Raw genomic sequence first — 21,180 nt, 5'->3', positions numbered from 1 at the left:
GTGGTCCCCGTCGTCCGGACCGGGCGACGGGACAGGAGGACGTCGATGTGGTTCGAACGCGACGAGCGCGGTGTGCACTCGGTGGGCATGGGAGCGCCGGGGCTGCGCCAGCGCTTCGCACCGGAGACCCTCGACGCCCTCGAGCAGGCCTCCCGCGCTGAACTCGAGCAGCTGCACGACGCGATGGCCGAGCTCGAGGCGGACGTCCTGGTCGTCTACGACCCCGAGGACGACACGATCGACTACGCCGAGGAGGACCGCTTCCGCGGGATCCCGCTCCCCCGGAACTCCGGCTTCCCGGTCATCACCGGCGACCTGACCGCCGGGCTCACCGAACACGTCGAGCGCCTGCCGCTGCGCTGGCGACTGGACGGCGTCGCGGTGGCGTTCGAGATGGTGGGCACCCTGCTCGCGCCGCACTGGAAGCGCGAACGAGCCCGTCGGACGGCGACCTGGCGAGCGACGGCACGACGCCGGCGCAGCGGTTCCCGCTCGGCACGACGCCGCTGAGCGTCCGGCCGCAACGCCGAGGCGGCTTCCGGCGATGTCGGCGCCCCGTGCGACGATCGGAACCGTGCCGTTGAACTTCACCGCGATCGACTTCGAGACCGCGAACAGCTCGCCCGCCAGTGCGTGCTCCGTTGGACTCGTCAAGGTCCGCGCGGGCCGGGTCGTCGACCGGGCGTCGTGGTTCATCCGCCCGCCGTTCGGACACGACGCGTTCCTCGAGTGGAACACCCGGATCCACGGGATCGTCGCCGAGGACGTCGTTCGCGCGAAGACGTGGGAGCAGCAGTACCCCGACCTGGTGGCCTTCGCCGAGGGTGACGTCCTGGTCGCGCACAACGCTCGGTTCGACATGGGCGTCATCGCCGGTGGGTGTTCGGCAACCGGCATCGACCTCGCCGAGCACCACTCGATGTGCTCGCTCGCGGTGGCCCGCAAGACCTACACGCTCGACTCCTACCGTCTGCCGGTCGCCGCGATGGCCGCCGGGTTCGAAGGCTTCCAGCACCACGATGCCGCCGCCGATGCCGAGGCGTGCGCCGCGATCGTCATCCACGCCGCCGGCCACCACGGCACCGACACGGTCGAGGCCCTGGGGGCAGCGACCCGCGTGACGATCGCCCCGGTCCGGGCCCGTGCCGAGAAGCCCAAGGCCTCGACGCCGCAGCCCCGGCTGTCGAACCGCCCGATGGTGTTCGCCGACTGAGCTGACCGAGCCGGCCGAGCCGGCCGAGCCGAAGGTCCCTGTTGCGCCCTCGACCGCGGCACTACGCTCAGCGCATGGCAGCGCCCACCACGATCGAACGCGAGACCGTCATCACGGCTCGCGCCACGGACATCACGCCGTACCTGGCAGACCTGCACCGCTGGGTCGAGTGGTCGCCGTGGGAGGGGCAGGATCCCGCGCTGCAGCGGACGTACACCGGTGAACCGGGGACGGTCGGCTCGACCTACGCCTGGAAGGGCAACCGCAAGGCCGGCGCCGGGTCGATGGCGGTCACCCGAGTCGATGCCACCGAGGTCGACGTCGACCTGCAGTTCACCGCACCGTTCAAGTCGTCGAGCGCAGTGGCGTTCCGGTTGCACGAAGCGACCGACGGCACGCGGGTCGTCTGGTCGATGACGAGCCCGCAGAACCTGATGTCGCGCGTGATGGGGGTGTTCGTCAACATGGACAAGTTCCTCGGCGGCGACTTCGAGAAGGGCCTCGCCAAGCTGAAGGCTGCGGTCGAGCACTGACGGGAGTGGCACACCGGGGAGCAGGGCACCCGGTGGTATTGTCACGACAATCCCTCGGCATCGCTGCCGAACCCGCAATTCCCCGAAGGACCGCGATGACCAACGAAGGCCAGCTGCCGTCCGACCTGTTCATGGACCTGGACCGGTCGGGTCCCATGCCCCTCTACTTCCAGGTGGCCTCGCGCATCGAGGAGTCGATCCGCTCCGGTGTGATGCCTCCCGGCGCCCGTCTCGAGAACGAGATCGCGCTCGGTGAACGCCTCGGGCTGTCCCGCCCGACGATCCGCCGGGCGATCCAGGACCTCGTCGACAAGGGTCTGCTCGTCCGCCGCCGCGGCATCGGCACACAGGTCGTGCACGGCCCGGTGACCCGCAAGGTCGAGCTCACGAGCCTGTACGACGACCTGGCCCAGGGGTCACAGGCACCGGCGACGAAGCTCCTCGAGCGCAACGACGTCCCTGCCTCGGACGAGGTCGCCGCAGCCCTGAGCATCGAGCCCGGCACGATCGTGGCGCACATCCGCCGCGTGCGGTTCGCCGAGGACGTCCCGATGGCGATCCTCGAGAACTACCTGCCGCCGGAGTTCCTCGAGATCACCGACCAAGACCTGCAGGACCACGGGCTCTACCAGCTGCTTCGCGGCCGCGGTGTGACGATGCGAGTGGCGAAGCAGCGGATCGGTGCCCGCGCGGTCACCGACGAAGAGGCCGGTCTGCTCGAGATCGAGGACGGCGACCCCGTGCTCACCATGAGCCGCACGGCGTACGACGCCTCGGGCCGCGCGGTCGAGTACGGCGTGCACTGCTACCGCCCCGACCGCTACTCGTTCGAGGTCACCCTCGTCGACAAGTAGGCAGTTCGTGCTGCCCGCGTGACGTCGAGGTTCCACGAACTGCCGCGTGCGTGACGCCGAGGTTCCACGGACGAGCGCCGGACGCCTCGAGATGCCGAGATTTCGGAACCTCGGGACCGGGACGGACGGCCCCGCTCAAGCGGGCGCGGGCACGCCGAGCTCGCCGGTCACGTACTGGGCACGGCCGAAGCCGAACGACCAGTCCTGCGGCCCGTTCTCGACGTAGCCGATGAAGACGTCCTCGGACGCGACACCGATCGCCGCCAGGGCGTCGTGGATGGCCGCGTACAGCGTCGTCTTCGCCTCGTCGGTGCGCCCGCGCTGCGTGAAGACCTGGATCATGACGACGCCCTCGGTGCGCTCGAACCCCAGGCCGGCGTCCTCGGCGATGATCTGCTGCGCCGGGTGCTCGGTGATCACCTGGAACCGGTCGCGCACGGGGATCGCGTACACGCCGACGATGGCCTGGTGGATCGCGTCGGCGATGGCGCGCACCGCCTCCGGCGTGCGGCCGGTGGCGAGGTCGATACGGACGAGCGGCATGGTGCCTCCTGCAGTTCGGGACTTTGTCCTGACAAACTAACATGGATCGAGACCCAGCAACAGACGGACGGGAGGCGCGGTGCCAGCTGGCACCGCGCCTCCCGTCCGTCGTCCGCGACCGTCTAGAGCACGGGGGTCGCCGCCGCGTAGGTGAGCGGTCCGTCGACGCGCGCGACGTCGTGCCACGCACCGTCGGCGAGGGACGCCTCCGCCGCCTCGACGATGGACGCAGCAGCCAGCCCGTCAGCGACGGACGGGGCGAGCTGCTCCCCGCGGCGGACGCTCGCGATGAACTGGGCGGCCTCGATCGTCTTCAGGTCGTCGTAGCCCATGGCCGTGCCGGCGCCGGGCTGGAAGCGCGCGAACTCGCCGTCACCCGCGGCGACGTAGTGCGTGGCGTAGCCGTCGACCTCTTGGCCGTCGAGGTACACCTCGAGCTCGTTGAGCCGTTGGAAGTCCCACCGCACCGAACCCTTGGTGCCGTAGATCTCGAGCGTGTACTCGGCGTGCGGCCCCCGCATGACGCGGCTCGAGTCCATGGTGCCGACGGCGCCGTCCTCGAAGCGGAAGAGCAGGGCGGCGTAGTCCTCGTTCTCGACGCGGCCGAGGTCGCCGGTGGCGGCGGCGCTCCGGTCGACGATGCCCGCTGCTGGCTTCGGGCGCTCCTGGATGAAGGTCTCGGCGAGCGCGCTCACGCTGGCGATCCGACCGACGACGTACTGCGCCAGGTCGAGGCCGTGCGAGAGCAGGTCGCCGAGCACGCCCGAACCGGCACGCTCACGCTCGAAGCGCCAGGTCAGCGGCGCCGCGGGGTCCGACGAGTAGTCGGCGAGCAGCGACCCGCGCACGTTCGTGATCCGACCGAGGCGGCCGCTGCGGACGAGTTCGCGCGCCCGCTCGATCGCGGGGGCGTGCCGGTAGTTGAACCCGACGCTCGTGATGACGCCCGCGCGCTGGACGGCCTCGTGGATCTGCCGGGAGTCGCTGGCGTAGCGGCCCATCGGCTTCTCGATCCAGAACGGCTTGCCGGCCTCGGCGGCGGCGACCGCCATCTCGCGGTGCAGGAAGTTCGGCGAGCAGATCGACACGACGTCGACGGCCGGGTCGGCGAGGACCTCGTGGTAGTCCGCGACAGCCCGCTCGTAGCCCAGGCGGGTGACGGCCTGGTCGCGTGCGGCCTCGATCGGGTCCGCGGCGACGACGAGGCGGGGCTGCACGCCGAGCTCCGGGAAGTGGTCCGGCAGGGCGCGGTAGGCGCGGGAGTGCAGCCGCCCCATCCAGCCGACCGAGACGAGGCCGACACCGATGCTGTCCATGGGAACTCCTTCGTTCGTGGGCGCCGATTGGAGCGCGACAACCATCGTACGGGATCGCTCGTGGTTTGTCAGTACAAAGACCGTGAGCAGAAGACGTCGGGTCACCTGGGGCGACCCGACGTCTTCTGCTCACGAAGTGGCTCAGTTCGGCGGGAAGATGATGTCCCGCACCAGGGCGTCGAGCTGCGCGTCGGCGTCGAGGAACTGGCGCAGCGTCGTCACCGTGGCCCCGAACCGGTCGAACTCGTCGATCGTCATGCCGTCGACGTCGTACCCGCGCGCGAACTCGGGCGTCGCCGCGCGCAGAGCCGCGATGACGTCGGCCGGCACCTCGTCGTGGATGGCGTCCGGACGGAACGGGAACGCGTTCGCGTTGATGTCCTTCGTCCACTGGAACGGCGGCGAGACGACGAGGTCCCCGCCCTGGAACTCCGACCACTGCAGGGCGTTCCGGAAGGCGGCGACGAGCACGCGCGACCGGAAGCCACGCTCCTGGAACACCCGGTAGGCGTTCTTCACCGCGGCGACGCCGGCCCACTCGAGGATGCCGGGGTCGACCATGACGTGGTCCCGCTTGACGACGGTCTTCAGCCAGTCGTCGAACCGGCCGGCCATCAGCGTGACGACGTGGCCGAACTCCTGGTCGGGCAGCCCGTCGGCGGCACGACGGTCGAGCGCACGCTCGATGGCCTCACCGACGGCGACGACCTGCGGCACCGTGAACGACACCGTCGCGTTGATCGAGACCCCGCGGTAGGCGGCCTCCTCGATCGCGGCGATGCCGACCGTGGTGGCGGGGATCTTCACGATGATGTTCGGGGCGAGCTGCGAGAACCGCACGGCCTGCTCGACCAGGGCGTCGGCGTCGCGGTGGAACCGCGGGTCGGTCTGCATCGACAGGCGACCGTTGCGGCCGCCGGACGCCTCGAACGCGGGCAGCAGCTGTTCGGCTGCCGCGATGGAGAGCTCCTCGACGGCCTTCCAACCGATCCAGGACTCCCCCGCGGTCGGGTGCTCCGCGGCGATCTCGCGGATGCGCGGCACCCAGGTCTCCGGGTCCTGCTTGATGCAGGTGTACGCGATCACCGGGTTGCAGGTCGCCCCGACGGCGCCGTACTCGTGGATCGCGGTGGACAGTTCGCGCGGGTCGGCGGAGTCGTTCCACAGGGCGGTCACGGTCTGCGACGCGGCCTGTAGTGTGACGGGTCGGACGTCGGCGTCGGTGGTCGCCGGTGACGAGAGGGTGTCGGTCATCGTGTGAGTCCCTTCTTGATCGTGTCGAGCTGGAAGCGCGAGACCTGGTCGGCGTTCTCGTCCTCGGCGAAGACGCTCGACACCGCGACGGTGTCCTCGCGCGCCGTGAAGCCGACCCGGTCGAGGGCGGCCCAGAAGGCGTCGAAGTCGACGTCCGCCTGGCCGACCGGCAGGTGCTGGTGCACGCGGACCGGGTTGCCGGGCGGGTTGGTGATGTAGCGCAGGCCGTGCGACCGGTGGTGGTCGTACGCGTCGGCGACGTGCACGAGCTGCAGCGAGTCGCCCGCGGCGTCGATGATCTCGTCCATGTTGCCGCCGTAGTGGAACGTGTGGCATGCGACGTAGACGAAGCCGATGCTCTTCGAGTTCAGCCCGCGGATCACCCGGAGCGCCTCGAGCCCGTCCTCGACGAAGTCGTCGGGGTGCGGGTCGATGAGGACCCGGATGCCGGAGTCCTCGATGATCGGCAGGAGCTCCTCCATCGCCCAGTGGAACTGGTCCTCGGACTCCTCAGCACGCTCGGGGCGGCCGGAGAACTCCGTGTTGATCGTGTCCACGCCCAGGCGCTTCGTGATCTCGATGACCCGCTTCCACTTCTTGACGGCGGCCTCGCGGGCCTCCTTGTCCGGGCCGGCCCAGCGCAGGACGGGCAGGACCGACGCGACCTGGACCCCGGCCGTCGTGCACGCCGCGGCGAACGCGTCGACGAGGTCGTCGTCGGCCGTGGGGTGCCGGTAGAACGGGATGAAGTCCTTGTGCGGGGTGAGCTGCAGGTACTCGTAGCCGAGGTCGGCCACCTTCTGCGGGAACTCCAGCAGCGACAGGTCGTGGTGGTAGGGCGTGGGGTCGAGTGCGATCTTCGGCATCGATCAGGCCGTCTCGTAGAACGCGGGCTTCGCCGTGGCGTACGTGATCGGCTCGAGCGCACCGGACTGTTGCGCACGCACGGCGACCTCGGCGACGACCGACGCCGTGTAGCCGTCCCAGGCGCTCGGGCCGTCGATGCCACCGGTGCGCGCGGCGTCGACCCAGCGCTGCACCTCTTCGTCGTACGCGGCACCGAAGCGCTCGACGAACGACGGGGTGACGCCCTGGCCGGAGACGCCTTGCGACACGAGGTTGAGCGAGGTCTCGCGGCCGATGTACGCGACCCCGGACTCGAACACCGCGTCGGTCGTGACCTGGTAGCCGAACTGGGCGTTCACGTTGATCTCGACGATCGCCATGGTGCCGGACTCGGTGGTGAACAACACGAACTGCGGCTCGGGCAGGTCGGCTGGCGCGAGCGAGTTCTTGCGGGGCTTCTTGACCTCGACGCTCGTGATCGCCTCGCCCGTGATGAACGGGATGATGTCGATCTCGTGGATCACCGAGTCGTGGATGAGCATCGACTCGCTGAAGTTCGGCGGCGTGGTCGGGTTCCGGTGCGCGTGGTGCAGCGCGAGCAGGGCGCCGTTGGCCCCGGACTCGCGCAGGGCGCGCAGCTCCTGGTAGCCCTTGTCGAAGCGGCGCATGAAGCCGACCTGGATCTTCGGACGGTCGGACGTCGCCTGCTCGAGCTCGACGATCCGCAACGAGTCCTCGGCCGAGGTCGTCAGCGGCTTCTCGCACAGGACGGCGAGACCGCGCTCGATCGCCGGCACCAGGACCGGCTCGTGCAGGAAGCCGGGCGTCGCTACGATGACGGCGTCGATCGGGGTGGCGTCGAGCGCCTCCTCGAACGATGCCGCGGTGATCGCGCCGGGCGCCTTCGCCGCGGCGGCGGTCGCACGGCCGGTGTCCGGGTCGACGATCGCGACGACGTCGGCGCCGGCGATGGTCGAGGTGATGCGACGGATGTGGTCGCTGCCCATGGCGCCCGCGCCGACGACGGCGACGCGGAGGTTGTCAGTGGTGCTCATGGCGGTGCTCCTGGGGTAGATGACGCTGCGTGGACGGCTGCTGGGGCCGGTCAGGACACGCGGGCGGCGGACGTGGAACCGAAGATGTGCTGGAAGGTGCGCTCGGCGATCGGGCCGGGGGCGTCGACCGAGCAGCCGTACATGTCCTGCTCGACGATGCCGAAGATGTCCGGGTTGATCTTCGCGACCGCCTCGATGATCGGGCCGAGCTCCGGGGTGCCGTGCGGCGGCTCGGTCATGATCCCCTGCGACACGGCGGTGGCGAACGGCACGTCGTTCTTCAGCACGTCGAACAGCAGGTCGGTGTCGACCTGCTTGAGGTGCAGGTAGCCGATGCGCTCCGGGTGTGCGGCGATGAGCTTGAGGTTGTCGCCGCCGTAGTACGCGAAGTGGCCGGTGTCGAGGCAGAGGTTCGTGTACTCGGGGTTCGTCACCTCGAGGAACCGCACGGTCTCCTTGTAGGTGCCGACGTGGCTGTCCGCGTGGGTGTGGAACTGCTGGTGGACGCCGTACTCCTCGAGCAGCGCCTTGCCGAGCTGGTCGTGCCCCTTGCCGAGGCGGTCCCACTGCTCGTCGGTCAGGGTGCGCGACTCGAGGACCTCTTCCGTGGCGTCCGAGCGCCACAGGTCCGGGATCGTCACGAGGTGCTGGGCGCCGAGCTTCGCCGCCAGACCCGCGACCGCCACGGCCTGGTCCCAGGCACGCTGGAACTGGTCCTCGCCCTTGTGGAACCCGGTGAACACCGTTCCGGCGGACAGCTTCAGCCCGCGCGACTCGAGCTCGTCCGACAGCTGCGACGGGTCGGTCGGCAGGTAGCCGTACGGTCCGAGCTCGATCCACTCGTACCCGGCTGCGGCCGCTTCGTCGAGGAAGCGCTTCCACGGCACCTGCTTGGGGTCGTCGGGGAACCAGACGCCCCACGAGTCGGGGGCGGTGCCGATCCGGATGGCGTCGGTGGCGGTGGCGGTGTCGGTCATGACGAGAGTCGTCTGCTTTCTGGATGTGGTGCGTGTGGTGGACGGTGGTGCTCAGCCGAGCAGCGGGCGCTGCGCGGCGACTTGCTGCTCGTACTCGGCGCGGGCGGTCTGCGTGCTCGACAGCGTCGAGGTCTGCGCCACCGGCACGTCCCACCAGCCGTCGCCCTCGGGGGCGTAGACCAGCGGGTCCGAGTTGATGTGCACGAGGGTGGTGTGGTCGTTCGCCTTCGCCTGGCGCACCGCGGCCTTGAGGTCCTCGATGCTGTCCGGGCCGGGCTGGACCTCGATCACGTCGACGCCGTACGACCGCGCGTTCGCCGCGAGGTCGACCGGCAGCGGGTCGCCGTTGTCGAACGACTGCGTCTCGTCCAGGTAGCGGTACTTCGTGCCGTAGCGCTCGGACCCGACGGTCTCGGACAGGTGCCCGATCGACGCGTACCCGTGGTTCTGGATGAGCACGACGATGATCTTGATGCCCTCGGCCACGGCGGTGACGAGCTCGGTGTGCAGCATGAGGTAGCTGCCGTCGCCGACCATGACGATCGCGTCGCGGTCCGGGGCGCCACGACGGACGCCGATGCCGCCGGCGATCTCGTAGCCCATGCACGAGAACGCGTACTCGACGTGGTAGCCGAGGGCGTCCTGCACGCGCCAGAGCTTGTGCAGGTCGCCGGGCAGCGAGCCGGCCGCCTGGATGACGACGTCGCGCGGGTCGGACACCGACTGCACGGCGCCGATGATCTCCGGCTGACCGGGCAGATCGGCGCCGGACGGCGTGAACGCGCCGTCGACGGCTGCGTCCCACGCCTCCTTCAGCGACGCGATCTCCGCAGCGTAGGCGGCGTCGACGACGAACGCGGGCTCTGCGGGTGACGACCCGGACGACGCGAGCGCCGCGGTCAACGCGACCAGGGCCTCCCGGGCATCCGCGATCAGCGGCAGCTGCGAACCGTGCTTGTACGCGTCGAACGCGGCCACGTTGACGTTCACGAACGTGACGTCCGGGTTCTGGAACGCGGTCCGCGACGCGGTCGTGAAGTCGCTGTAGCGCGTGCCGATCCCGATCACGACGTCCGCCTGCGCGGCGACCGCGTTCGCGGCGGCTGTGCCGGTCGCGCCGATGCCACCGAGGTACTGCGGGTGGTCCCAGACGAGCGAGCCGCCGCCGGCCTGCGAGGTACCGACCGGGATACCGGTGGCCTCGACGAAGGCCGCGAGCTCGTGCTCCGCGCCGGAGTACAGCACGCCGCCGCCCGCGACGATCACCGGACGCTGGGCGCCCCGGATCGCGGCGACCGCACGCGCCAGCGGCCCGTGCTCGGGCAGCGGCCGACGGATGTGCCACTCGCGCGGCTGCAGGAACGCGACGGGGACGTCGAACTCCTCGGCCTGCACGTCCTCGGGCAGGGCGATGGTCACGGCACCGGTCTCGGCCGGGTCGGTGAGCACGCGCATCGCGGCGAGGGCGATCGAGAACAGCTGTTCGGGGCGCTCGACGCGGTCGAAGTAGCGCGACAGCGGACGGAACGCGTCCGTCACCTGGATCGAGGTGTCGTGCGGCAGCTCGATCTGCTGGAGCACCGGGTCGGTGGTGCGCGTCGCGAACGTGTCCGACGGCAGCAGCAGTGCGGGCAGGCGGTTCGTCGTCGCGAGCGCCGCAGCGGTGAGCATGTTCGCGGCACCCGGGCCGACCGACGCGGTCGCTGCGAAGGTCGCACGGCGGCGGTGCATGCGGGCGAAGCCGACGGCCTCGTGGACCATCGCCTGCTCGTTGCGGGCCTGGTGGTACGGCAGCAGGCCGGGCTGCTCGACGTGGAGCTGCTTGATGGCCTGTCCGACGCCGGCGACGTTGCCGTGCCCGAAGATGCCGAAGATCCCCGGGATGGTGCGTTCGCGGACGTCGCCGTCGACGGTCCACTGGTTCGCCAGGAACTCGACGAGTGCCTGGCCGACGGTCATCCGGCGCGTCGCGCCGGCTTCGCGCGTGGTGGTGGTCACGCGGACTCCTTCTCGTAGGGCAGGCGCGGGTCGAGCTGCTCGCTCGCCCAGGCCTGGCGGACCCAGCCGTGGGCCGGGTCGTCGGTGATGTTCCAGACGCGCTCCGGGTCGGGCCCGGCCATCACGTTCAGGTAGTACATGTCGTAGCCCGGAGCAGCGACGGCGGGACCGTGCCAGCCGTGCGGCACCAGCGCGATGTCACCGGTGCGCACTTCGCGGAACTCGTCGATCGGACGGTCGTCCGAGGCGTAGGTCCGGTGCAGGGCGAACGGGTCGGCGGTGGCCGGAGCGGAGAGGCCGCGTGCGACCGCGGACTCGTAGTAGTAGATCTCCTCGAGGTTCGACTCCTTGCCCGGCACGTTGGTGTCGTGCTTGTGCGGCGGGTACGACGACCAGTTGCCGGCCGGCGTGATCACCTCGCACACGATGAACTTGTCGGCGCCGAGGGCCGCCGGGGTGCCGAAGTTGTGCACCTGGCGGCTGGACTGCCCGGCACCGCGGAGCTCCACCGGCACGTCCTGCCGGGCCACGTACGTGGTCGGCTCGACGGTGTCGGTGGGCGCCTCGGCGACCGCGAACCGGCCTGCGCCGGTGATCGTCGCCGCGGTGCCGGACCCCAGGTACAGGACGTCGGTGGGGCCCTCGAAGACGCTCGCGCGTCCCTGCAGGGCCTGCTCGCCGTCCCCGGCGGCGCCCGCGTAGGTCACGTGGAACGACCCGGCGAGCGGCACGACGATGCGCTCCACGGCGTCGGCCGGGAGGCGCAACTCGCGCGTGCCGGTCGGGTCACCGTCCGTCAGGGTGCCGGTCCGGAGCCCGGTGTGCGCCCATCCTGCGATGCGGCCGTCGACGACGTCGGTCCAGCCGGCCTCCGGCCGGCTCCCCTTCGGGATGAACCACTGCTCGTGCTCGTGCTCGTGCTGTTCGTTCGCCATGCTGCGGCTCAGTTGTTCGACGGGAAGCCGAGGTTGATGCCGCCGTGCGACGGGTCGAGCCAGCGGCTCGTGATCGCCTTCTGGCGGGTGAAGAAGCTCACGCCGTCGGCGCCGTACGCCTTGTGGTCACCGAACAGCGAGTTCTTCCAACCGCCGAACGAGAAGTACGCGACCGGCACGGGGATCGGGACGTTGATGCCGATCATGCCGACCTGCACGTCGCGCTGGAAACGACGCGCCGCGCCGCCGTCGTTGGTGAAGATGGCGGTTCCGTTGCCGTACGCACCCGAGTTGATGAGCTCGAGGCCCTCCTCGTACGTGGCGACGCGGACGACGCTCAGCACCGGGCCGAAGATCTCCTCGGTGTAGACGCGGCTCGTGGTGGGGACCTGGTCGATCAGCGTCGGGCCCAGCCAGAAGCCGTTCTCGTCGCCGTCGGGTCGGACGGTGCGGCCGTCCACCACAACCACCGCACCGTCCTGCTCTGCGACCTCGATGTACGAGGCGACCTTGTCACGGTGCTGCTTCGTGACGAGCGGGCCCATGTCGCATCCGCGACGACCGTCGCCGATGCGCAGGGTGGCCGCGCGGTCCTTGATCTTCTGGATGAGCTCGTCGGCCACCGGCTCGACGGCGACGACGACCGAGATCGCCATGCAGCGCTCACCGGCGGAGCCGAAGCCCGCGTTGATTGCGTTGTCCGCGACCAGGTCGAGGTCGGCGTCCGGCAGCACCAGCATGTGGTTCTTCGCGCCGCCCAGGGCCTGCACGCGCTTGCCGTGCTTCGTGCCCGTCTCGTAGACGTACTGCGCGATCGGCGTGGAACCGACGAACGAGATCGACTCGACGTCGGGGCTCGTGAGCAGGCCGTCGACGCTCAGCTTGTCGCCGTTGAGGACGTTGAAGACACCGTCGGGGAGACCGGCCTCGGAGAACTTCTCGGCGAGCCAGATGGCGGCGCTCGGGTCCTTCTCGGACGGCTTCAGTACGACGGTGTTGCCCGCGGCGATCGCGATCGGCAGGAACCACAGCGGCACCATCGCCGGGAAGTTGAAGGGGCTGATGATGCCCACGACGCCGAGCGGCTGCCGGATCGAGTAGACGTCGATGCCGGTCGAGACCTGGTCGGAGAACTCGCCCTTGAGCAGGCTCGGGATGTTCGTCGCGAGCTCCACGACCTCCTGCCCACGGGCGATCTCACCCAGGGCGTCGTCGATGACCTTGCCGTGCTCGCTCGTGATGATCTCAGCGAGCTCGCCCTTGTCGCGGTTCAGGATCTCGCGGAACGAGAACAGGATCTGCTGGCGCTTGGTGAGCGACAGGTTGCTCCACGCCGGGAACGCCGCCTTGGCGCTCGCGATGGCGGCCTGGATCTCGTCCTCGTTCGCCAGGGCGACCTGCTTCGTCGCGACGCCCAGGGCCGGGTCGTACACGGGGGCGCTGTTGCCCGACGCGGACTCGACGTGCTTGCCGCCGATCCAGTGGCCGACGGTGGTGGTGGCGGTCTCCGTGGTGGTCATGCGTTGCTTCCTTCGAGTGTGGTGGCGTGTTCGTGCGTGGTGCCGGCGTTCCCGGTGCCGGCGCTCCCGGTGTGGACGAGGCCGGCGGCGACGTCGACCGCGGTGGCGACGTCGCCGTCCGGCGGGTAGAGCAGGGTCCGACCGACGACCAGGCCGCGCACGCCGGGGAGCGCGAGGGCGTCGGCCCACTTGGCGTACGTCTCGAGCGGCTTGCTCGACGGGTCCCCACCGAGCAGGAGCGTCGGCAGCGTCGTCGCCGCCATCACCCGCTCCATGTCGTCGACGACGGGGATCTTCAGCCAGCTGTAGGCGCTGGACTCCCCCAGGCCCGCGGCGATCGCCATCGAGGTGATGACGGCGTCGGCGGTCAGGTCGTTCACGACCCGGCCGTCCTGCCACGCGGACATGAACGGTTCGAGCATGATCGGCAGCTGGAGTGCGGCGGCCTCGCTCACGGCGCGGGCCGTGGCCTCGAGCGTCGGGGCCGTGCCCGCGTCCTCGAGCGCGATGCGCACCAGGAGCTTTGCGAAGTCGAGCCCGGAGTCCTTGATGGCCTGCGCCGAGTAGGCGGTGTAGCGGTCATCCATCTCGAACGTCGCGCCGCGCAGCCCGCCGCGGTTCATCGACCCGACGACGACCTTGCCGTCGAGGGCGCCGAGCAGTGCCAGGTCCTCGAGGATGTCGGGCGTCCCGAGCACCCCGTCGACGCCGGGGTGACCGAGCGCCGTGACGAGCCGCTCGAGCAGGTCGTAGCGGTCGGCCATGGCGGACTCGTCGTTCCGGACCGCCAGGGCACCGCGTGCCGGGTGGTCGGCGGCGACGATGAAGAGCTTGCCGTCGTCGGCGAGCAGGGAGCGCTTGTGCCGAGCGTCGAGCACGGACCGCACCAGTTCGGGCTGTCCGGCGCGGATGTCCCGGAGGCGCTGGAAGTCAGCGGGGCTGATCTCAGGCATGGGTCTTCTCCTCGGTGTTGGTCGCACCCGCGCTCGTGTGCGTCGTTCCCTCGGCGGGGTTGTCGGTCAGGAACTGCTCGATCTCGTCGCTCGTGGGCATCGCCGTCGAGCACTCGAACCGGGTCGCGACGATGGCGCCGGCGGCGTTGCAGAAGGCGAGGATCCGCTCGAGGCCCCAGCCCTGCAGCAGGCCGTGGGTCAGCGCGCCGCCGAAGCCGTCGCCCGAGCCGAGCCCGTTGACGACGTCGATGTGGTGCGGGCGGAACTCGACGAACTCGTCGCGGGTCTTCGCCAGCACGCCCTTGGGGCCCTGCTTGACGATGGCGATCTCGACGCCGCGCTCGAGCAGGGCGTCGGCCGCACGGACCGGGTCGGTCTCACCGACGGCGACCTCACACTCCTCGCGGTTGCCGACGGCGACCGTGGCGTGCTCGAGGGCGACGGCGACCTCGCGCGTCGCGGCCTCGGGGCTCGACCAGAACATCGAGCGGTAGTCCAGGTCCAAGACGGTGTGGTTCTTCGTGCTGTTCTGCGCGGCTGTGCGCGCTTCGTACGCGACGTGGTGTGCCTGCCGGCTCGGCTCTTCGCTCAGGCCGGTCACCGTGGTCCAGAAGATCTTCGCCCGCTCGATCTCGTGCAGCGGCAGCGACTTCGCCGTGATCATCAGGTCCGGCGCCTTCGGGGCACGGTAGAAGTACAGCGGGAAGTCGTCCGGCGGGAAGATCTCGCAGAACGCAACGGGGGTGTTCAGCCCCTCGACCGTCTCGACGTAGGCGTTCGCGACGCCGAACTCCGGCAGGGTGCGGGCGATGTACCGGCCGAAGGGGTCGTTGCCGGTGCGGGTGATGACCGCGGCGTCGGCACCGTGGCGCGCTGCGGCGATGGCGACGTTGGTCGCGCTGCCGCCGACGGACTTCGAGAACGTCGTGACGTCTTCGAGCGGGCCGGTCTGCTGCGGGTAGATGTCGACGCTGACGCGTCCCATCGTGATCACGTCGTAGGCGTGGGGAGCGGGGTTCGTCATGCGACGTGGTGGACCTTCCGTGCGGCTTCATCGGCGGACGTTCACGACTGTACACCGTGTTTGCCCTAATGTCATGACATGGTTTGCCGGGCTGGTCCCGCCGGGCCGGTGGCCGCGTCGCTGCGCCAGGAAACCCGGGATCGGTGGGCCGGGAGGCCCGGTGTCGGTGGGTTCTGCCAGGGTCACGACATGCAGATCCTCGCCCTGGTCATCGGTCTCGTGATCGGCATCGCCGTCGGTGCGGTCGTCGCCTGGTCGCTCGCGCGGTCGCGCGCCGGCGTCGACGCCGCAGCGTCGCGCGCGAGCGCCGAGGCACTCCGCACGCGGCTCGACGAGGTCCGGCGCGACGCCGAGGAACGCCTCGACGCGCAGGACGCCCAGTACCGCCGACAGGTCGACTCCCTCGAACGGCGCGCGGCCGAGCTCGAGCACCTCGTGCAGCGCATGCACGGCGCCGACTCGGCCCGGAACCAGAACGAGTCGAAGGTGCTGTCCGCCCTCAGCCCCGTCGCGCAGACCCTCGACGTCATGCGCACGAAGATCGCCGAGCTCGAGCAGTCCCGCAGCGAGCAGTACGGCGCCCTGTCCGCGCAGCTCCGGTCGGCCGCCGAGTCCGAGGAACGCCTGCGCGCCACGGCCGACACCCTGGCCAGCGCCCTGTCGTCGAACAGCACCCGCGGGGTGTGGGGCGAGACGCAGCTGCGCAACGTGGTCGAGGCGGCCGGGTTGCTCGAACGGGTCGACTTCGACGTGCAGTCCTCGGTCACCACCTCGGCCGGCACCGCCCGGCCCGACATGGTCGTGCACCTGCCCGGTGGCAAGACCATCGCCGTCGACGCCAAGGTGCCGTTCAGCGCCTACCTGCAGGCCGCCGAGATCCCGGCGACCGCAACCGGCGCCGAGGGGGCTCGCCGCGACGCGCTCATCGGGCAGCACGTCAAGGCGCTCCGAGCGCACGTCGACGCCCTGGCCGCGCGCGAGTACTGGACCGGGTACGACGCCTCCCCCGAGCTCACCGTCGCCTTCATCCCGTCCGAGTCCCTCATCTCGAGCGCCCTCGCCGCCGACCCCGGACTGCTCGACCACGCCTTCCGCAAGCGCATCGCCCTCGCCTCACCCGTGACCCTGTGGTCCGTGCTGAAGACGGTGGCCTTCTCGTGGCAGCAGGACGTCGTCTCGCAAGAAGCGCACGAGCTCTTCCGCGTCTCGCGCGAGCTCTACGGCCGGCTGTCCACGATGGCGGGGCACGTCGACAAGCTCGGTCGTTCGATCCGGGGCTCCGTCGTCGACTACAACCGGTTCGTGGGGTCGCTCGAGCGGCAGGTGCTGCCGAGTGCACGGCGGTTGTCGCTGCTCGACGAGTCGAAGGTGATCGCGGACCCGGCATCGATCGAGGACGAGCCGCGGTTGCTCACGGCGCCGGAGCTGGTGGGGGCGGTCGACGAGGACTGACCGGCCGCTCGCTACGATCGTTCGTCATGGGGGAACCACTGCAGAACCATCCCGGCGACCGCGAGTTCCCGGTCCGTCCACGCTGGCGGCACCGGGCGATGGTCGCCAGGGCGCGGAAGCAGACCGGGCGGCGACGGGACCGCGCCGCAGCATGGATCATCATGGCGATCGCGATCGTCGCGTTCTTCGCCGTACTCCTGATCTCGATCCTCGCGCCGTACGAGGTCCGGCAGCACTTCGGGTACGGCATCCAGGCGGTGTGGCGTTGCTTCCTGATCGCCGTCGTCGTGTGGTTCGTGTTGACCTTCATCGTCTCGCTGCGTGACATCGGACTGCCGGTGCGGGAACAGCGGCGGTACCAGGAGCGCACCGGCGCCCGCGAGCTGCCCGTCCGCCGGCTGCAGCAGCTGGCGCTCACCTCGTTCGGCGACTTCCACGAGGGCTGGTGGCCGGCGTCCCTCGCCCCGTACGGTGCGCGGATCGAACTCGGCGGCGAGTACCTGCAGGACGCCACACGTTCTCCCTTCGTGACGATTCCCCTGCCGCCCGTGACCGTCCTGCGCCGCGAACTCGATGAGGCCTACAAGGTCGCCAGCGGGCGGGACGCACAGGCCTTCGCCGTCGACCTGCTCGGTCCGAAGAGCGTGTCGTGGCAGTTCCTCGCGTTGAGCCGCACCGCCGAGGGCGAGGCTCGGCTCACCCGACTGTCCTCGCTGCTCGGCAGCGATCCCTGGGCGGGGTCGAGCCTGCTCGAACGCCGAGCGGACCGCCCGCCGAAGCTGCTCTGGTCGATGGACGTCAAGAACGCCGTCACCGCCGTCCGAGGCGCGTACGCCGCCGGGCTCCTGAGCGAGGACGATGCCTGGGCGTCGATCGACCTGGTCGCCGACGTCGCGTTCACCCTGTTCGACTCGTGGGACGACTACTTCGACAACCTGCGCGCCGCGTACGCCCTGGTCTACGACGAGCTCAAGACGGTGCAGGAGTTCGATGCCGGGCGGCGTGAGCTCTTTGCCTCCGACTGGCCGGTCACGCGGCTGCCGTGGCCTGCGTCGCCGGAGGCACTGTTGCCCCGGACCGTCAGCGACCCGCTGTGGGCGGACGAGGACGACGCGTCGGTCTCCTGACTGCGACCGGACCCTCATCGGGGCGCCGGCTCGTGTGTGGAAGTGCCCGGGGAGCGCGCGGACGGCCTCGAGCAACCCACCGCACGCCAGAGCAAGCGCAGCACACTGTCAGTGACGCCTCGGTGAACGGCGGCATCTCGCGAGAACGCCACCGGCGTCGGGCCGTCTGGTAGGTCATTTCAGATGTGGCCCGCAGGGCCCCTCCTCCTACAGGAGATCGAGCGGCAGGAAGGGCGATTTCATCTCATCGAGGTGCATGTCGGTCGCTTTGGCGATCGCCGGCAGTTCCAGCGCCCAATACCCGACGAATCCCGCACCGTAGCTGTCGCCCGGGGCGACTGCTTCCAGCGATCCCATCCAATCCATCGGTTTCATCCGCGACGGCCAGTCTGCGAGGTACGTCTCGATTGCATGGCTGGCTTCGACTGGCTGCTCGAGCGCCGTGAGCAGGGGCCGCGCGAGCCGCGGCGTCGAAGGCTTGTTCTGATCCCAGGAGTGCTGAAGTCCGGACGCAGACGCAAGCGCCGAGAACAGCGGGTCCGCCCCCTGCCGAACCACCGTCTCGAGAACCGTCCGCGCACGAGTCGTCCGGCCACAGCCCATCGTGATGCCGAGAAGCCGCAGCACGCTGATGTAGTACTCGTTTCCGTCGCCGAGGCTGGGCGACGGCTTCTGGTCGGAGGACGCTAGGTCGACCCACGTGCAGTACGCATCCGCCACCGATTCAGCGACATCTCCGATGACGTCCAAGCCGACGCCCGCGGAGTACTGCGCGGCCAGGTAGCGGAGGCCCATGTGCCACTCGCCACGAACGGCGCTCAATCGCTTCGTGGGATCGGTTGCTCGCTGCGCGGCAGCCTTGCGCCCTTCCCAATTGGTCGAGGTCACCTCGATGGCGCTCTGCCAGTATCGCGCATCGAACTCGGCGGCCCGCTGCCGGAATGCAGTCTTGCGCCGGAAGAGCGGCATCAGGGGATCACCTTTCCACCCGTATCGACCATGAATCGTGTTGAACCTCCATCATGTCCGACGACGACGACACTTCGGGGGAGCTTTCCCTCGTCGAGCAGCTTCTGGATCGCGTCGAAGTGGCGCTCGTCCACGGCTCGTTCCAATCGAGTCAAGGCATCCCGCCCCGCTGGAGAGTCGATCCACTGATCACTCAGCTGACGACCACTCAGTTTCGTGTTCTGCAACAGGCCGTTCGGAGCAGCGTCATCGTGCTTCGAGAACTTCGCCTCGCCGATCTCGTAGTCGCCGGTCTTCTTGTCGAAGTACACACCGTCGAGTCCGTTGGCATTGGTGCTGCCCTTCGTGTCGATCCGTTCGAAACCGGAACGAGCGTAGAGGTCGTGCATCTGCTGCTCTCCGAAGGCTGCCTTCTCGTCCTTGGTCGCGGTCCTCGCCAGGGTCCGCCCGTTCGGGTTGACCTTGACACCGAGGGGCAGTTCGACGCGACGTCCGAACGGGATCGCAGAAGTGACCTTCCCGACGACCGAGCGCCCCGCGGCGAGGACCCGTCCGCCGGCGCGGGAGATCCCACCCATGCCGCTGGCGTACTTGCCCATGCTCGCCAACCGCCCCAGGGCGCCAGCCGCGGGGACGCAGTCGAGCAGGGAGAAGGCGAGGTCCCACCCGTCGGCTTCACCCTTGCTCATCTTGTACAACGTGTCCGCCAACACCACGAGCGCGATCGCCGCGATGATCAACGTCCACGGCCCCGGGATGATCATCGCGATGATCCCGCCCACGGCCACGACGACCTTCGCCACCGACACGATGGTCTCCCACGCCTCGGACCCGAAGATCTTGTCCCACGTGGACTGCTTCCCCAGCCCCGCGTCAGCCGCTTCACCGATCTTCGTCGCGGTCCGCTGCTCCGCGTCCTGCCAGTCACCCTTCGCATCCGCCACGAGCCGCTTCGCCGCGTCGATCCGCGACTGCGCCGCCGCGATGTCGCCCTGCGCGGACGACACGGACCCCTGCGCGACGGCGGCGTTGTCGGACGCCGCCCGCAACTGCGCCGGCGACGGCACGTCCACCCCGTCCGGCACCTCGGACCCGGCCGGGTACTCGTCCGCGACCTTCGACAGGTCCTTCGACGCCGACTGGTAGTGCGACAGGTTCGACTGCGCATCGGAGAGCCGGTCCTGCGCCGCGGCGAGGTCCCCGGAGGCGTCCTTCGCATCCGCGAGCGCACCATCAGCCCGGTACTGGGTGTCATCGACCGTGTCCGCCCACCCCGACAACGCCGTCGCGGCGAGTTCGTACGAATCGACGAGCTTCGTCAGGTCCGACGGGGTGTCCTCGATCGCGTCGACGAACACGTCGGCGGCTTCACCCTCCCAGTCGGTCAGCCACCCCGACCCCTTCACCGACTGCAACCGGGTCGAGGCGTCATCCGCTGTGTCGGAGATGCGCTGGTACTCCCGCGACATCATCCGCAACGTCGACGGATCACCCTTGACCGGATCATCACCCTGATCGACGACATCCCACCCCGACGGCCGCCCCATCATTCCTCCCCAGGTCCGATCTCTCGCCCTGTTCTCCATAGGCGCGCGAATGTGACCATATCAGGGGACATCGACGTGGACGCGTGCCCCCGACGCGGCCACGGCGTCAGAGGGCTGCGCGGATGGCACCGAGCTCCGGGAACCCTCGGAGCCGGTACCGGGCGGGGCGGACGTCGAGCTCGTCGATCAGGTCGGTCGCCAACTCCCGGAGCCGACCGAAGGGCACGGGCTGCGTCTGGCCGTCGAGTGTGACGAGCACCACGGTGTCGACCGCGGCGACGATCGTCTCGACGTCCTGGGTCCACGACGAGTACGAGAAGGCCGGGGAGTCCTCGGCGAGCCGCGCAACCGACACCGCAGCGACGTGCACTTCCTCGCCCCGGCGATCGAACGACGCCTGCAGGTCGTCCTGCTGCAGGTTCGCGACCGTCGACGTCCACAGCGCTCGGATCGTCCGCAGTTCCCCGTCGAGCGAGGGGTGCTCGAACCGTACCCACCCGTCAGCGCGCAGCACCATGGGCGGTCCGCTCAGGACCTCGCCCTCGTCGTCGGCCAGGATCTGCTGGGCGACACCGGCCGCGACCTGGAGCCCGTCCTCGTCCTGGTCGCCGGTGACGATGAACGTCGTCGGCGCGACCGGGAAGACCACTGCGCTGCCGCGGAACTCGATGCCCTGGAACGTCTGCGGTGCGAGCACGAGCACCACGGCGAGATCGGGGTCCTGGATGACGATCGTGCCGGGCTGGATCACCGCGACGTCACCGCCGGCCTGCTCCTGCGCAGCAGCAACGGCCGCACGCAGGACGTCGTCGTCCGTCCACCCCATCTCGGCGAGCGCCGACGTGGTGAGGACCGAGCCGTCATCGTCGGCGAGGATCACGCCGAGGTCGGGCGCCACCGGCACGACGTGCGGCAGCCGGTCGGCCGTGCCGTCCGCCTCAGCGTGCAGCGTGCGGATGCCCGCGGTGTCCAGTCCGACGATCCGTGCCGTTGTCGCAGCCATGCGTCGAGCCTACGCAAGGGCCCGTGCAGCGGGGCGCCGCCGGAAGACCGACGACGCCCCG

Annotated in this window: 20 protein-coding genes; 6 read left to right on the top strand and 14 right to left on the bottom strand. The window is 69.9% G+C overall.

Features of this window, described 5'->3' with window-relative positions; genetic code table 11:
* The first annotated feature begins 45 nt into the window (after nt 1-45).
* From EDF42_RS14970 to EDF42_RS14955, 4 genes are all read left to right on the top strand, one after another.
* Nucleotides 46-510: a hypothetical protein gene (locus EDF42_RS14970; RefSeq protein ID WP_123673072.1), complete on the top strand. Its 465-nt coding sequence runs from the start codon at nt 46-48 to the stop codon at nt 508-510.
* A 64-nt stretch (nt 511-574) separates the two neighbouring features.
* Complete coding sequence (locus tag EDF42_RS14965) at nt 575-1,213, top strand: exonuclease domain-containing protein (RefSeq protein ID WP_123294211.1); 639 nt, start codon at nt 575-577, stop codon at nt 1,211-1,213.
* A 74-nt stretch (nt 1,214-1,287) separates the two neighbouring features.
* Nucleotides 1,288-1,746, top strand: coding sequence for an SRPBCC family protein (locus EDF42_RS14960; RefSeq protein ID WP_123673070.1), 459 nt, complete (start codon nt 1,288-1,290; stop codon nt 1,744-1,746).
* 95 nt (nt 1,747-1,841) lie between these two features.
* The gene (locus EDF42_RS14955) at nt 1,842-2,600 is read left to right on the top strand and encodes a GntR family transcriptional regulator (RefSeq protein WP_123294141.1); all 759 of its coding nucleotides are present in this window, start codon (nt 1,842-1,844) and stop codon (nt 2,598-2,600) included.
* Between the two features lie 135 nt (nt 2,601-2,735).
* Here the strand turns inward: EDF42_RS14955 and EDF42_RS14950 are convergent, their stop codons facing one another.
* The 11 genes from EDF42_RS14950 to iolC form a co-directional block, all read right to left on the bottom strand.
* On the bottom strand, nt 2,736-3,143 hold the full coding sequence (locus tag EDF42_RS14950) for a tautomerase family protein (RefSeq protein WP_123673068.1): 408 nt from the start codon (nt 3,141-3,143) through the stop codon (nt 2,736-2,738).
* A 122-nt stretch (nt 3,144-3,265) separates the two neighbouring features.
* On the bottom strand, nt 3,266-4,459 hold the full coding sequence (locus EDF42_RS14945; RefSeq protein WP_123673066.1) for a Gfo/Idh/MocA family protein: 1,194 nt from the start codon (nt 4,457-4,459) through the stop codon (nt 3,266-3,268).
* Between the two features lie 141 nt (nt 4,460-4,600).
* The gene (locus tag EDF42_RS14940) at nt 4,601-5,713 is read right to left on the bottom strand and encodes a transaldolase family protein (RefSeq protein ID WP_123673064.1); all 1,113 of its coding nucleotides are present in this window, start codon (nt 5,711-5,713) and stop codon (nt 4,601-4,603) included.
* Nucleotides 5,710-6,579 (bottom strand): sugar phosphate isomerase/epimerase, encoded by an 870-nt coding sequence (locus tag EDF42_RS14935; RefSeq protein ID WP_111084937.1) that lies wholly within the window; start codon nt 6,577-6,579, stop codon nt 5,710-5,712. The genes EDF42_RS14940 and EDF42_RS14935 overlap by 4 nt, the downstream gene beginning before the upstream one ends.
* Nucleotides 6,580-6,582: 3 nt before the next feature.
* Nucleotides 6,583-7,614 carry a Gfo/Idh/MocA family protein gene (locus tag EDF42_RS14930; RefSeq protein ID WP_123294146.1) on the bottom strand — a complete coding sequence of 344 codons (1,032 nt, stop codon included), beginning with the start codon at nt 7,612-7,614 and terminating at the stop codon, nt 6,583-6,585.
* Between the two features lie 50 nt (nt 7,615-7,664).
* Nucleotides 7,665-8,591, bottom strand: coding sequence for a sugar phosphate isomerase/epimerase (locus tag EDF42_RS14925; protein ID WP_123340668.1), 927 nt, complete (start codon nt 8,589-8,591; stop codon nt 7,665-7,667).
* A gap of 51 nt (nt 8,592-8,642) precedes the next feature.
* The gene (gene iolD / locus EDF42_RS14920; protein ID WP_123673260.1) at nt 8,643-10,550 is read right to left on the bottom strand and encodes a 3D-(3,5/4)-trihydroxycyclohexane-1,2-dione acylhydrolase (decyclizing); all 1,908 of its coding nucleotides are present in this window, start codon (nt 10,548-10,550) and stop codon (nt 8,643-8,645) included.
* Between the two features lie 35 nt (nt 10,551-10,585).
* Nucleotides 10,586-11,524, bottom strand: coding sequence for a 5-deoxy-glucuronate isomerase (iolB, locus tag EDF42_RS14915; RefSeq protein WP_123673062.1), 939 nt, complete (start codon nt 11,522-11,524; stop codon nt 10,586-10,588).
* Nucleotides 11,525-11,532: 8 nt separating this feature from the next.
* A complete protein-coding gene (locus EDF42_RS14910) occupies nt 11,533-13,044 on the bottom strand; it encodes a CoA-acylating methylmalonate-semialdehyde dehydrogenase (protein WP_173169470.1) in 1,512 nt (503 codons plus the stop codon).
* Nucleotides 13,041-13,997 carry a class I fructose-bisphosphate aldolase gene (locus EDF42_RS14905; RefSeq protein WP_260235521.1) on the bottom strand — a complete coding sequence of 319 codons (957 nt, stop codon included), beginning with the start codon at nt 13,995-13,997 and terminating at the stop codon, nt 13,041-13,043. Before EDF42_RS14905 ends, EDF42_RS14910 begins: the two co-directional genes overlap by 4 nt.
* A complete protein-coding gene (iolC, locus tag EDF42_RS14900) occupies nt 13,990-15,021 on the bottom strand; it encodes a 5-dehydro-2-deoxygluconokinase (RefSeq protein WP_123340666.1) in 1,032 nt (343 codons plus the stop codon). The genes EDF42_RS14905 and iolC overlap by 8 nt, the downstream gene beginning before the upstream one ends.
* 189 nt (nt 15,022-15,210) lie before the next feature.
* On the opposite strand from iolC, the gene EDF42_RS14895 reads away from it, so the two are divergent.
* Nucleotides 15,211-16,473, top strand: a complete 1,263-nt coding sequence (locus EDF42_RS14895) for a DNA recombination protein RmuC (protein ID WP_123340665.1) — start codon at nt 15,211-15,213, stop codon at nt 16,471-16,473.
* A 26-nt stretch (nt 16,474-16,499) separates the two neighbouring features.
* Entirely contained in the window at nt 16,500-17,600 is a 1,101-nt protein-coding gene (locus EDF42_RS14890) for a DUF1266 domain-containing protein (protein WP_123673060.1), read from the top strand.
* 207 nt (nt 17,601-17,807) lie between these two features.
* Here the strand turns inward: EDF42_RS14890 and EDF42_RS14885 are convergent, their stop codons facing one another.
* The 3 genes from EDF42_RS14885 to EDF42_RS14875 all read right to left on the bottom strand — a co-directional run bounded on the left by EDF42_RS14885 (nt 17,808) and on the right by EDF42_RS14875 (nt 21,119).
* Nucleotides 17,808-18,569: a PoNe immunity protein domain-containing protein gene (locus tag EDF42_RS14885; protein WP_123673058.1), complete on the bottom strand. Its 762-nt coding sequence runs from the start codon at nt 18,567-18,569 to the stop codon at nt 17,808-17,810.
* The gene (locus tag EDF42_RS14880; protein ID WP_395865662.1) at nt 18,569-20,116 is read right to left on the bottom strand and encodes a putative T7SS-secreted protein; all 1,548 of its coding nucleotides are present in this window, start codon (nt 20,114-20,116) and stop codon (nt 18,569-18,571) included. Before EDF42_RS14880 ends, EDF42_RS14885 begins: the two co-directional genes overlap by 1 nt.
* 106 nt (nt 20,117-20,222) lie before the next feature.
* A complete protein-coding gene (locus EDF42_RS14875) occupies nt 20,223-21,119 on the bottom strand; it encodes a hypothetical protein (protein WP_123673054.1) in 897 nt (298 codons plus the stop codon).
* Nucleotides 21,120-21,180 lie beyond the last annotated feature (61 nt).

Origin of the sequence: Curtobacterium sp. PhB172, assembly GCF_003752545.1 — a bacterium.
Lineage (GTDB): Bacteria > Actinomycetota > Actinomycetes > Actinomycetales > Microbacteriaceae > Curtobacterium.
The sequence above is the reverse complement of the archived record's forward strand: the minus strand, read 5'-3'. Positions and strand labels throughout refer to the sequence as shown.